This is a genomic window from Pueribacillus theae (assembly GCF_003097615.1).
Classification (GTDB): Bacteria; Bacillota; Bacilli; order Bacillales; family UBA6769; genus Pueribacillus; species Pueribacillus theae.
The window spans coordinates 33,164-45,074 of sequence record NZ_QCZG01000006.1 but is presented as its reverse complement, the minus strand read 5'-3'; the positions used below and the strand labels follow the sequence as shown (position 1 = coordinate 45,074).

The window sequence follows — 11,911 nt, the reverse complement described above, 5'->3', positions numbered from 1 at the left end:
AATTTGATGGCATTGAAAGTAAAAGAAGTGGCAGAGTTAGTCGGAATTAGTGTGCGCACACTACACCATTATGATGAAATCGGGTTATTAACTCCAGATAAAGTAACAGAGTCTGGTTACAGGATCTACTCCAACGAAAATCTCGAAACACTGCAACAGATTTTATTTTTCAAGGAGCTTGGCTTCCCTTTAAAAAAAATTAAAGAGATTATCAATCGCCCTTCATTTAATCGTCAAGAAGCATTAGAATTACACCACAAAATGTTGCTTGAAAAGCGAAATCGGCTAGATAAAATGATTGCGACGGTTGAGAAAACAATGATGCATTTGAAAGGTGAGATAGAAATGACGAATGAGGAAAAATTCGAAGGATTTGACTTTAGCCATAATCCGTACGAACAGGAAGCGAGGGAAAAGTGGGGGGATGAAGCTGTTGATCATGCGAATAAGAAAGTTGGCAATATGACGAAAGATGAACAGGAAAAGATGTCTAAAACAATGGCTTCCATTTTTAAAAAACTTGCGGACCTTCGCAATCATTCACCTGAGTCAAAAGAAGCCCAGGCTGCGATTAAAGAATGGTATGATTTCTTAAATAACCACTTCGGCCACCAATATACTCTTGATGCGTTCAAAGGATTAGGACAGATGTATGTTGATGATGATCGCTTCATGAAAAACATTGACAAGTATGGTGAAGGTTTAGCGAAATTTATGCGGGATGCCATGGCAGCTTTTGTAGATAAAAATAAAAAATAATGTCATTTGAGCAAGGCGGTCATTACGGACTGTATGCCGCAAGAAAAAGCTGGAGCTATACCATCCAAAAACGGATGCTAGCTGCAGCTTTTTTAAATTATCAATTTTTATTTTTTACTGTCTCACTAATTATCAAACCCTCGAAAGCGGTGTCGATTATTAACAGTCGAAACTGTGATTAAGATTGAAAAAAATAATAAAAGGACAGCCAGTGGTCTTGGAAAAAAGTGAAGTAAACTGAGTATAAACACGATAAAAGAAGCAACGATAAGGAGAATACAGAAAAAAAGAAGTGCTTTTCGCATGTTGCCACCTCCAATTACAATTGTATGCAACTGGTTTGGGAAAAGAAGCTTATATTTCAAAAAAAGCTCGACTAGTTAGAGGAGAAATATTAACTGTTACTGAAAAAGTACAGATGCGAATGGGAGGGTTTGATTTGATGATGTCATTTACTCCTTTTCTCAATTTCTATTTTTTGTATTAACATATATAGGCGTTGTTCTTCTACAGGATTAACCCCAATAAATTGAATGCCATAAGAGAAATCGTTAAGAAATTCTTCTTTTCTCACAATTTTTCCTTTAAGAGAAAATTTTTCTTTTTGGAGTTCAAAATATAGTTGTAAAAAAATCTCTTTTCTGACAGGAAAATTAAGTTCAGAGTTTAGTTTCATCCCTGTATGACTAATATCTAATATTTTTCCCTTTCCAGTTTTATGTTTCAATCCTTCTAGTAATTTGTCGCCAAAATCGATCAGTTCAAATATGCATTCTTGTTCGAAAAGTTTTAATCGAAAAGCCCTGTTCTTTTTAACTATTTCTAATTCGAATTGCATATTAGCAAGTGACTTTTCCAAGTCATGAATTTGCTCTAAGTTTTTCCCTAATTTTCTGTTATAAAACAAGTATATTGATAAAAGGATAAGTAGAAACAGCAAGATTAAAAAAATGATTCCCCATGTTAACATTTTTCATCAGCCTCTTCCTCGAATTAAATCCACGATCGAGGTGGGCTTTTTCAACAAATAACCTTGCCCTAAATGAACACCCAGAACTTTTGCAACCGCCAAATCGATCGGTTCTTCAATTCCTTCTAAAATCAAAAGCATTTTTTTTTGTTGACAAATTTCCAATAGGTGTTGAATCATGTTCTGTTTTTCCATCGATCCAGATAAATTGGTTGAAAAATATCGATCCAGTTTGACAAAGTCCAGTTCTAGTTGCATGACAGATCGCATGGATGATTCTCCCTTGCCGAAATCGTCTAATGCGATGGCATATCCTTTTTCTTTTAATAAATGCAAGGTTCTTCTAAGCAAACCCATATCTGGTATATGTTCTGCTTCATTGATTTCAAATACAATAGTGTGATTCAGGAGAAATCTATCCACTTGCTTTTCTAAAAGACCGGGAAAATGAGGATGAACCAATGTTGAAGGATAAACATTCAAAAAAAGTGTAGTATATCCAAAATTGTCCAACAATGCGAGGGCACGAAGAATAGAAAGACGATCTAACTCAAACAATCTGTTTTTTTCCTTCACCAATTGAAACAGTTCTTCAGGATTACTAAAAAATTTGCAACGAAGTAACGCTTCATAGCCTAAGACTTCCCAGTTTTCTAAATCATAAAGTGGCTGGAAAACATGATAAAAGTTCTTCTCCCGTATGATATCTTCTAAAACCTTATCCTTAGCACCAAACATGATGAAATCCCCTTATAAACTTAATTTGAGAAATACACTCCAAAAGAATTAAATCAAAAGTCACAAATAATATTTATAGTATATCATTTTAAATTTTGAATATCTATAGTCTATTGGGGGAAAATAAAGATATATCTACAGTATCCTTTAGAGGTGATTATATGGGAGACTTAAAGAAAATAATTGGTGAAAGGATACGAAATTTTCGAAAAGATAAAGGGTTGAGCCAAGAGGAATTAGCTCATATGTCTAAGCTTCACTCTACATACATTGGACAATTAGAACGCGGGGAGAAGAATGCTACTTTGGAAAGCATAGAAAAAGTGGCTAACGCCCTTAATATTTCATTAGAAACCCTATTTCGGATAAGCCAGCCAAGGCAAAATGAAAATGAATACACATTGTCCCAAATTGTTACGCAATTGCAAGCCAGAAGCATTAAAGATCAAAAATTCATTCTGGAGTTGATTGATCTTCTGTTAGATTGGAAAGGTAAATAATATACAATAAAGAAATCCCCAGTTAAGGAAAACGCTAACGCGTTTTTTTGGAAATTATAAGATTGGCGACCTGCCAATTTCTTTCTTATTTTTCGCAAAAAAGGTTAAGTCGGAAGATAAATTCCTACTTAACCTAAATTTGTTTATATCGCCAGAAAGTCCCGTATTTTACAGGTACACGCTCAATTTTTTGTTTTAAGAGAAGTTTTTTCATCTCACGTTCGACGTTTTCTATTGTCATATCATATACAACAGCAATTTCCTGTGACGCAACAAATTCATGTTTTGCCAAAAATTGTTCAAGCGGTGGAGGATCGGCATTTTCAAGTCTCTCATTTAATACTTCCGACATGACTTCCAAGTAAACATCAAAAGAATAAATCCCCGATACTTTAATGCCAGCTTCTTCTATATTTTCATTAAAAAAGACAAGTGTTGGATATTCACGGATGTCCATTTCTGAACTTATTTTCAGATCACATTGAAAGGCTTTTAAAGCTCGATCAGAATATAAATCATTCTCAAATTCGAACAAATCTAAGCGGGCTTTATCAGCACACTCCATTAAAACTGTTTTTTCAGCAATGTTTTGTTTTTCTAAAAAAAGATATTCCCGGATTTTTCTAAGAAACCGCGCTCCCGCTTTCCGTCCTTGAAATTCTGCCGCTTTAATTGCCACCGATGCAGCAAAAGGGGATGAAATTGGATTTTCAAACCAAATATCGCCATCACAAGACATTCCTGAGCGATGGGCTGTTTTTTCCCACTTTCTTGCTAAGTCTTTCCGTTCCTGCATTCTATCCTTCTGATTGAAATGTTTCAACGTTTCAACCTTACCGCCGATAAAATAAACAATCTTAAAATAGTTTCCGTATTGTGTTTGCAGTTTTTTAATAATTGGTTCCAAAGCCCAGCATTCAGGGCAGAGGGGATCGATAAATAAATAAACTTCAATTGGCTTATTTATGCAAGATTGCCTTGAAGCTGTCCACTCTTCGCAAGCGTTGATGCAGTTTAATGTTTGTACCGAATGAGAGCCAGCTTTGTTGTATGCCACAACGATTGCTCCTTTCTAATCAGAATCTTCGGTGTTTACCATATGGTGTGCAACCTTTGTTAACCGATTAAAAATTTGCTCACGCCAAGGTTGAGGGAAGTTTACTTCTTCCATCGCTTGATTCATACAGCTAAGCCACGCTTCTGCTCTTTTCGGCGTGATTGGAAAGGGAAGATGCCTGGCACGCAGCATGGGGTGCCCATGTTCTTCATTGAATAATGGCGGCCCTCCCAAAAACTGGGTAAGGAATTGCTTTTGCTTTCTTGCGGTTTCAGTTAAGTCGTCTGGAAAAATAGGGATCAAATCAGGATGTCTGCCAACTTTATCATAAAAGGCGTCCACCCAAACATCGATCATTTGTGAACCGCCTATTGCTTCGTAAGGAGTATTCTTTATCGTATTCATCATTAACTGTCTCCTTTTAGGAACAACAAAAGTAAAACTGAAGTTAAGTTAATTGTAGCAAGGTCTTATTTCTTCGGCAAATAAGATGCTTTTCTGCTAGTAAGAATAACGCGTCCTCTTTTAAAGTTAGAAGTGGGAAGTTGGACTAGAAACCGGCGAAAAGGGAAATTTAGACGCGTATCTTTTCAAAAAAACGCCGATTAGGCGTTTACATACGAGTGCAATACTTTTTTAACGTAATTTTGTGTTTCTTTAAATGGCGGGATGCCGTTGTATCGATCAACATTACCCGGGCCTGCGTTATATGCTGCAAGAGCCAATGTTTTGTTGCCATTATATTTGTCTAGCATCTGCTTTAAATATTTTGTTCCGCCCTCTATATTTTGGACAGGATCAAGCGGGTTCACAACACCTAAATAGCTGGCTGTTTTAGGCATTAGCTGCATGAGGCCAAGAGCTCCCGCTTGGCTTTTCGCATGAGGATTGAAATTCGACTCATGTTTAATGACAGATTGGATGAGCTTAGGATCAACCCCATATTTTTTCCCGGCGTTTTCAATAAGTGAGCGATACTTTCCGCCAATATCCGTTGATTGGTCAGATTGCGGAGGATGGCCGTTGCGGCTCGCCGAAGGATGCAAGGATGTACGATTGGATAAAGCGTGGGCGGCAAACGAATCCGGCAATACTTTAGAGCCAAATAAGGGAATTGCCATATTTCGGCGAGCAAGTTCGGACGATAAAAGCAGTGAAAATAAGCCATCAAATGAAGGGTTGTTCGAATTTTGTTCATTAAATTGCTGTACGTTTTGCATTTGTATCAATGGTTGAAGAAATTGTAGTCTCATAGGTAAATACTCCTTAACATTATCTAATCACATCTTACCAAATGATTTGGATTTTTGCCGTTCTTTTTCGACAAAAAAACGTTTTATTTTATTTTTTGCGGGTTTTTTTTCGATGTTTAAGTGGTTCAATAATGCGTCAAAATGCTCAATTCCCTTTTTTTTGTTTTGAACCTCGTATTCGACCTCATAGTCTTCCACACCTAAATAGCGGCTATGATCCAAAGCAATCATACCATCTTTATATGGGAATTCACTCCGATTTGTCGTTAAAACGCCTATGCAAACGAGTTCCGACGTATTCACGGAAAGGGCGGTGGTAATCATTTCTTTCATTTCGTCCGCTTGTGTTGGGAATCGATTGCCATGAATGAACGCGATTGCTTCCTTTTCATTAAGAGCTATATTCGTTTCCAGTAATCCGTCGGGATGCGGCTGTTTCAACGTTAACTCGTAGCTGTGGTTTTTTATCCGAATCCGTAAAGCGCTTTTTTTGGCAGCAAGGTTGAGGAGTGGAGTGTCGAAATAAAAGTTTTTTTGTTCAATAAAGTTTTCAGGTTTAAGTTGAAAGTGATTTTTTATGATTGTAAACTCTTCTTTTGTTAACATATTTTTAAATTCAATTTCCAGATACTGATCGATGAGAGTTCACCTCATTTTTCTGTATTAAAAATTTGACATGTATTATGATACACTAAAATGGAGTGCAAAGCTTTAAATTGTATCCTCTTTAAAAGGAGTGAAAAATATGGCGGCACGTTATGAAGCAGTGCAGATTCGCATTGAGGAAAATAGGGTCATAGCCTCAGTTTCTCCTTCAATGGAAAACATCCAATCTTTTTCTCCAAGCGGACAGATGCTTGTTGATTCAGAAAATCTAGCTTTTTTATATATTCTTGACAGTGAAGAGGGATACCAGTATGTTTCTTTTCGGCATGATTTATGGGAAACTTTGAAAGAAGGCATCAATCAGGATATGCACGTTTTTATTGAAAATAATAACAACATGATTGAACTGAAAGATTTTTATACAGAATTGGCTTATTTAATACATAATATTAAAGACAACCCGAATTATGGAGAACGAATGGAGAAAGAAGTAGAAACTAATTTCTTTTAGTGCGTGTTCAATGAATTAAAACTTAAGGTGGTGCTGGCTTGAAGTTTTCAGTGTTGTCTAGAGGTGACCATACTTCAAATAAGCTAAAACGAAAAATAACGAGTTATTTGGAAGACTTCAATCTTTCATACGATAATGAAGAGCCGGATATCGTCATTTCAGTCGGCGGGGATGGAACATTTTTGCAGGCTTTCCATCATTATAAAGACCGTTTGGAAGATACGGCGTTTGTTGGTGTACATACGGGGCATCTTGGCTTTTATACAGATTGGACCCCTGAAGAAGTTGAAAAATTAGTTATCCATATCGCAAGAACACCTTTTCAAATTGTAGAATATCCATTGTTGGAAGTGACAATCCGCTATACTGACGGCTCTGACGAAGACCGTTATCTTGCTTTAAATGAATGTACGGTTAGAACAGTGGAAGGCTCTCTTGTTATGAATGTTGAGATAAAGGGAGAACTATTCGAGACGTTTCGCGGCGATGGGCTTTGCATTTCAACCCCTTCTGGAAGTACCGCTTACAATAAGGCGCTCGGAGGAGCGATTGTCCATCCCTCTCTTGCGACATTGCAATTAGCCGAAATGGCTTCAATCAATAATCGCGTTTATCGGACGATCGGTTCCCCGCTTTTATTACCTCAGCATCATACGTGTATGCTTAAGCCAGTTAACGATGTCGAATACCAAATTACGATTGATCATCTTACTTTGAGGCATACAAATGTAAAATCCATTCAATGCCGGGTAGCCGAAGAACAAATCCGCTTTGCACGCTTTCGTCCTTTTCCTTTTTGGAAACGTGTGAAAGAATCATTCGTATCGGATTAGAGGTGACAGGTGGGAGGTTGGTTTGTTCGCAGGAACGTAGGCTAAGTACGCCACATCGTGTGGCAATGCCTGCATGACCGCTTCCTGTCGTTCTTAAAACAGATTACATTTTGTCAAAAAAGAAAGGATAATTTCATGAAGCCGTTAACTTTTACGTGGAATGTTCCCGAGGAGTGTAATGGGGTGTTTCTTCGAGAATTTTTAGTTGAAAAGAAGAAGGTTTCGCGAAGCCTTTTAACAGATATTAAATTCCGTGGCGGCCATCTCCTCGTTAATGAACAGCCAGTCACGGTCAGGAAAGTTTTAAATCAAGGAGACGAAGTGACGGTTGTTTTTCCTGAAGAAAAAAGAAACGAGTTCATGAAGCCTTTTCCTTTCAAGCTATCGATTTGTTATGAAGATGATCATGTTCTTATCATTAATAAACCGCCCGGTTTACCTTCAATCCCATCTCGAAATGAACGAGACGTTTCGCTTGCACAGGCGCTTTTGCATTATTACCAGATGAATGAAATCTCTTCAGCGATTCATATTGTAACGAGGCTTGACCGCGACACATCCGGTCTCATGTTAGTTGCTAAACATCGGTACGCACACAGCCTTTTATCTCAGCAACAAATCGAGAGAACAATTGACCGAACTTATACGGCCATCGTTCACGGTACGATAGAGAGTGAACACGGAACGATCAACAATCCGATTGGAAGAAAAGAAGGCAGCATGATCGAGCGGGCCATTCGCCAAGACGGGCAAGAAGCAATTACACATTACCGTGTATTAGAGCGGATGAAAGGTAAGACTGTCGTAAGGGTCAAGTTAGAAACAGGAAGGACCCATCAAATAAGGGTTCATTTTTCTAATATGGGTTTTCCGTTAGTCGGAGATACGTTATACGGAGGTACGTCGGCGCAAATGAATCGCCAAGCACTGCATAGTTCTACTTTACGATTCTTGCACCCTTTTACAGAAGAAACAATGTCTTTTCAAGCACCTTTACCGCCTGATATGCAATCAATCATCGAATGAACGAAATTTCTCCGGAACAAAAGGCTGCTTGGAGGGAACGGACACAGTTGTTAGTTCTGGATAACGAAAAGCCGTTAGTTTTCCGCCGAATACGCATCCTGTATCAATGTTAATTGTATGATTAATGATGCGAGGAGAAAGGACAGGCGTATGCCCATAAACAATCCAAGCGCCATCTTTTGCTTCTCTTTTCGCCCAATCCCTCCTTACAGGCCGTCCGTCGTCTTCACTTTCACCCGTTATATCACCATAAAGGACAAATGTTTTTATACGATTGTTTGTTTTTCCAATCCATTCCCGTTTCAATCCGGCATGGGCAACAATTAATTTTTTGTTGTCAAGAATTAAATAAAGGGGTGAACACTCCACCATTTCTTTAAAATCAGTTGCTACCTTTTTATACTTTTTATATTCCAAAGCTTTCAACTCTTCTACTGTTGTCTCAAGGCCATGAGTGACTTGTACGTTTCGGCCAATTAAATAACGGTAAAGCTTATTGCAGTGGTTTCCAGGCGTGTAATAGGCTTTTTTCTTTTTAACGAGCCGATAGACCAATTCCATAACTGCGACGGAATGGGGGCCGCGATCGGTTAAATCGCCAAGAAAAACAAGTATCCGTTCTTCTGGATGAATTGGAATATTTTCGTTATTCCACTCATACCCCAGCTTATGTAATAAATGGCTAAGTTCTTCATAGCACCCATGAATGTCGCCAATAATATCATAATTCAAATCACTTTCCCTCCTTGCATTGACTTAGTATATCCTGAAATTAAAAAAAGCCTCTTTAAAGAGGTTGTTCAAAAAGTCCGGTACTTCTTTTTCTTTTGAACAAATGCTCTTTAAAAAGGCTTAAACTAATCAAACATGTATTTCTTCGTTCGGGAAGCAACGTTTAGAACAACTCCCAAGGATAGCATGGAAGTGAGGAGCGAGCTTCCTCCAAAGCTGATGAAAGGAAGAGGGATTCCCGTAATCGGCAACAAGCCAATGTTCATTCCGATGTTCTGAAAAATTTGGAATGTCAGCATCCCTATAATCCCTGCACACAAATAGCTGCCGTACGGGTCATTGCTTTCAAGTGATGTATGAATAATACGGTAAATTAACATAAAAAAGACTGAAATCACAATGCTGGTTCCTATAAAACCAAATTGTTCTCCAATAATCGCAAAAATAAAATCTGTATGCGATTCAGGCAAATAGACATTGTTTGATCCAATGCCTTTCCCCGATAATTGTCCCGAACCAATCGCTGTCATCGCCTTTACGAGCTGGTAACCAATTCCTTCTGCATTTTCATAAGGATTGAGCCAGCCATAAATCCGATCAAGCTGATATTCGTTGCCCCTTAATATAAATTTAATAAAAAAATCGGGAAAGCGCAAAAATGTGAAAATAAGCAAGAACACACCGAGAATACCGGCAAAAAAGAGTCCGATTAAAATTCTCCACCGAATCCCGCTGACAAGCAATAAACTGCATACAATTGCCAGAATGATTAAAGAAGTGCCCAAATCGGGTTGAGTTAATATCAGGGCAAAAGGGACAAATGAAACGATCGCAATTTTTCCAACCAAGATGAAATCTTCACGAATACCGCGTTTTAAATATTTCTCATTATGGTGGGCAATTATTGTACTCAATGTTATAATCAAAAAGATTTTCATAAATTCGGAAGGCTGGATTGATCCAAAATATTTAATATCGAACCAGCTCTTTGCACCATTTTTTATCGGAGCAATCGATTTAGGCGCGAATTTCAAAGCGATTAATAAAAAAATGCCAAAACCGTATAAATACCAGTTGATTTGTTTGAAGCGGTCAAAATCAATGACCATCGCAAACCCAATAGCCACCAGCCCAATGATGTAATATATAATTTGCCTAGCTACAAAATTATAATCTCTTAAATGCACAGGAAGATTGGGCTGTGCCCCATGAATTGCAACAATACTAATACAAAGCAGCAGAAATATTAAAAACAATATTGTATAATCTATCTGTTGCCATGGAGTACGAGATTCTTTATTCATGTTGAATAAATCCTTTCTAAGTAATCAAAGTAAAAGGGGTCATTCTAATCTTATCTGAAAATGACCGGCTTGCAAACAAGCAAATGTAAAGAAAAATTGAAGATTGTCATTTATTCGTAATAGAAAGGAGGAGCGGTACATGACCGTACAAAATGAAAATCCTCAAGAATTATACTTGGAAAAGCTTAACCAAGCAATTGAAAACGATGAAATTGATTTTTTTCGCAAAAATTTTCTAGCCTTGCATCCCTATGATCAGGCAAAGTTTTACGTCACATTACATGAAGAAATGAGAATGCGTCTTTATACGTACTTATCTCCTAAAGAGATGTCCGAGGTTTACGAGAATATTGAAGAGCTTGACGACCAAAAAAATTTAATTTCTGAAATGGAGCCGTTTTATGCGGCGCAAATGCTTGCTTCGATGTATGTAGATAACGCGGTTGACGTCCTTAATGAACTTAGCGCAGAACAGATTGCGAGCTACTTGGCGTTAATGGATGCCCATGCGGCAAGAGAGATCAAACAATTGCTTCATTATGAAGAAAAAACCGCCGGAAGTATTATGACAACAGAGTTTGTCTCGATTGAAACACATCAAACAGTTCGTGAAGCAATGGACATCTTAAGGTTTGAGGCTCCAACAGCTGAAACAATCTATTATATTTTCGTCATTGATCCTAGTAAAAAACTAGTTGGCGTTATTTCACTTAGAGACTTAATTGTTGCAGATGGAAATGATAAAATATCAGAACATATGAATGAACATGTTGTGTCTGTTTCAGCCGGGGAAGACCAAGAATCGGTAGCCAAGATCATGAAGGATTACGACTTTCTTGCATTGCCTGTCGTCGATTTTCAAGGGCATTTACTCGGAATTATTACACATGACGATATTGTCGATGTCATTGACGAAGAAGCTTCTGACGACTATTCCAAATTTGCGGCGATTAGCGATGTTGATGCAGTTTATAAAAATCCAATCTCAGCCGCCAAAAAAAGGCTGCCGTGGCTTATTATCCTGCTTTTTCTAGGAATGTTGACGGCCAGTTTAATTGGAAGGTTTGAAAAAACGCTGGAGCAAGTTGCCATTTTAGCAGTTTTTATGCCGTTGATTGCGGGAATGGCAGGTAATACGGGGACACAGTCTCTCGCTGTCGTTATCCGCAGGCTGGCAACAGGAGACCTGGAGGAAGAAAGCAAAATGCGCCTCATTATGCGCGAAGCCGGAACAGGCTTGATTACAGGGTCAACATGTGGTTTGTTAATTAGCGTCATTGTGTTTATTTGGAAAAAATCGCTCTTTTTAGGATTCCTTGTTGGTTTTTCACTTTTTTGTACGTTAATCGTCGCAACCGTTGCCGGAGCGATTATTCCTTTAATTATGGAGAAGCTTAAAATTGATCCGGCCGTTGCCTCTGGGCCGTTTATTCAGACACTGAATGACATTTTAAGCGTGCTTATTTATTTTGGGTTAGCAACGACCTTTATGAGTTATTTACTTTAGAGATTGTTCAAAATGGGACCGAAAATCCGCGGCACATCTCAGCGTTACGTCCTGAAAAACCTTGCTCATGTACCAAGAAACGTACACCCCGCCGGTTTTTCATTCCGTGCCTTGA

The 11,911-nt window shown here is 38.1% G+C and carries 14 protein-coding genes; 6 read left to right on the top strand and 8 right to left on the bottom strand.

Annotated features, from left to right (window positions below):
• Positions 1 to 6: 6 nt before the first annotated feature.
• The gene (locus tag DCC39_RS04495) at positions 7 to 759 is read left to right on the top strand and encodes a MerR family transcriptional regulator (RefSeq protein WP_116553690.1); all 753 of its coding nucleotides are present in this window, start codon (positions 7 to 9) and stop codon (positions 757 to 759) included.
• A 448-nt stretch (positions 760 to 1,207) separates the two neighbouring features.
• Here DCC39_RS04495 and DCC39_RS04490 read toward each other — a convergent pair whose 3' ends face one another.
• Both DCC39_RS04490 and DCC39_RS04485 read right to left on the bottom strand, forming a co-directional pair.
• The gene (locus DCC39_RS04490; RefSeq protein WP_240613533.1) at positions 1,208 to 1,729 is read right to left on the bottom strand and encodes a PilZ domain-containing protein; all 522 of its coding nucleotides are present in this window, start codon (positions 1,727 to 1,729) and stop codon (positions 1,208 to 1,210) included.
• Between the two features lie 6 nt (positions 1,730 to 1,735).
• Positions 1,736 to 2,467 (bottom strand): EAL domain-containing protein, encoded by a 732-nt coding sequence (locus DCC39_RS04485; protein ID WP_116553689.1) that lies wholly within the window; start codon positions 2,465 to 2,467, stop codon positions 1,736 to 1,738.
• A gap of 161 nt (positions 2,468 to 2,628) precedes the next feature.
• Between DCC39_RS04485 and DCC39_RS04480 the strand changes: the two genes are divergently transcribed.
• Complete coding sequence (locus DCC39_RS04480) at positions 2,629 to 2,967, top strand: helix-turn-helix domain-containing protein (RefSeq protein WP_116553688.1); 339 nt, start codon at positions 2,629 to 2,631, stop codon at positions 2,965 to 2,967.
• Positions 2,968 to 3,100: 133 nt separating this feature from the next.
• Here DCC39_RS04480 and DCC39_RS04475 read toward each other — a convergent pair whose 3' ends face one another.
• The 4 genes from DCC39_RS04475 to DCC39_RS04460 all read right to left on the bottom strand — a co-directional run bounded on the left by DCC39_RS04475 (position 3,101) and on the right by DCC39_RS04460 (position 5,898).
• A complete protein-coding gene (locus DCC39_RS04475) occupies positions 3,101 to 3,976 on the bottom strand; it encodes a ClpXP adapter SpxH family protein (RefSeq protein WP_116553751.1) in 876 nt (291 codons plus the stop codon).
• 63 nt (positions 3,977 to 4,039) lie between these two features.
• Complete coding sequence (locus tag DCC39_RS04470) at positions 4,040 to 4,429, bottom strand: globin domain-containing protein (RefSeq protein WP_116553750.1); 390 nt, start codon at positions 4,427 to 4,429, stop codon at positions 4,040 to 4,042.
• 200 nt (positions 4,430 to 4,629) lie between these two features.
• A complete protein-coding gene (locus DCC39_RS04465; RefSeq protein WP_116553687.1) occupies positions 4,630 to 5,277 on the bottom strand; it encodes a lytic transglycosylase domain-containing protein in 648 nt (215 codons plus the stop codon).
• 27 nt (positions 5,278 to 5,304) lie between these two features.
• Complete coding sequence (locus DCC39_RS04460; RefSeq protein WP_276309883.1) at positions 5,305 to 5,898, bottom strand: CYTH domain-containing protein; 594 nt, start codon at positions 5,896 to 5,898, stop codon at positions 5,305 to 5,307.
• Between the two features lie 124 nt (positions 5,899 to 6,022).
• Between DCC39_RS04460 and DCC39_RS04455 the strand changes: the two genes are divergently transcribed.
• The 3 genes from DCC39_RS04455 (at position 6,023) to DCC39_RS04445 (ending at position 8,253) form a co-directional block, all read left to right on the top strand.
• Positions 6,023 to 6,394, top strand: coding sequence for a UPF0738 family protein (locus tag DCC39_RS04455; RefSeq protein ID WP_116553685.1), 372 nt, complete (start codon positions 6,023 to 6,025; stop codon positions 6,392 to 6,394).
• A 38-nt stretch (positions 6,395 to 6,432) separates the two neighbouring features.
• Positions 6,433 to 7,227, top strand: a complete 795-nt coding sequence (locus DCC39_RS04450; protein ID WP_116553684.1) for an NAD kinase — start codon at positions 6,433 to 6,435, stop codon at positions 7,225 to 7,227.
• Between the two features lie 135 nt (positions 7,228 to 7,362).
• Complete coding sequence (locus DCC39_RS04445; RefSeq protein WP_116553683.1) at positions 7,363 to 8,253, top strand: RluA family pseudouridine synthase; 891 nt, start codon at positions 7,363 to 7,365, stop codon at positions 8,251 to 8,253.
• Here the strand turns inward: DCC39_RS04445 and prpE are convergent.
• A complete protein-coding gene (gene prpE, locus DCC39_RS04440) occupies positions 8,239 to 8,985 on the bottom strand; it encodes a bis(5'-nucleosyl)-tetraphosphatase PrpE (RefSeq protein WP_116553682.1) in 747 nt (248 codons plus the stop codon). The two genes, DCC39_RS04445 and prpE, sit on opposite strands and share 15 nt — an antisense overlap.
• Before the next feature lie 125 nt (positions 8,986 to 9,110).
• Positions 9,111 to 10,289: an FtsW/RodA/SpoVE family cell cycle protein gene (locus DCC39_RS04435; protein WP_116553681.1), complete on the bottom strand. Its 1,179-nt coding sequence runs from the start codon at positions 10,287 to 10,289 to the stop codon at positions 9,111 to 9,113.
• Between the two features lie 139 nt (positions 10,290 to 10,428).
• Between DCC39_RS04435 and mgtE the strand changes: the two genes are divergently transcribed.
• Entirely contained in the window at positions 10,429 to 11,796 is a 1,368-nt protein-coding gene (mgtE, locus tag DCC39_RS04430) for a magnesium transporter (protein WP_116553680.1), read from the top strand.
• Positions 11,797 to 11,911 lie beyond the last annotated feature (115 nt).

Excerpts from the sequence above, each read along its gene's own strand:
- DCC39_RS04445 (WP_116553683.1), top strand. The coding sequence starts at position 7,363 with ATGAAGCCGTTAACTTTTACGTGGAATGTTCCCGAGGAGTGTAATGGG.
- DCC39_RS04435 (WP_116553681.1), bottom strand. The coding sequence starts at position 10,289 with ATGAATAAAGAATCTCGTACTCCATGGCAACAGATAGATTATACAATA.
- DCC39_RS04490 (WP_240613533.1), bottom strand. The coding sequence starts at position 1,729 with ATGTTAACATGGGGAATCATTTTTTTAATCTTGCTGTTTCTACTTATC.
- mgtE (WP_116553680.1), top strand. The coding sequence starts at position 10,429 with ATGACCGTACAAAATGAAAATCCTCAAGAATTATACTTGGAAAAGCTT.
- DCC39_RS04455 (WP_116553685.1), top strand. The coding sequence starts at position 6,023 with ATGGCGGCACGTTATGAAGCAGTGCAGATTCGCATTGAGGAAAATAGG.
- DCC39_RS04470 (WP_116553750.1), bottom strand. The coding sequence starts at position 4,429 with ATGAATACGATAAAGAATACTCCTTACGAAGCAATAGGCGGTTCACAA.
- DCC39_RS04480 (WP_116553688.1), top strand. The coding sequence starts at position 2,629 with ATGGGAGACTTAAAGAAAATAATTGGTGAAAGGATACGAAATTTTCGA.
- DCC39_RS04495 (WP_116553690.1), top strand. The coding sequence starts at position 7 with ATGGCATTGAAAGTAAAAGAAGTGGCAGAGTTAGTCGGAATTAGTGTG.
- DCC39_RS04465 (WP_116553687.1), bottom strand. The coding sequence starts at position 5,277 with ATGAGACTACAATTTCTTCAACCATTGATACAAATGCAAAACGTACAG.
- DCC39_RS04485 (WP_116553689.1), bottom strand. The coding sequence starts at position 2,467 with ATGTTTGGTGCTAAGGATAAGGTTTTAGAAGATATCATACGGGAGAAG.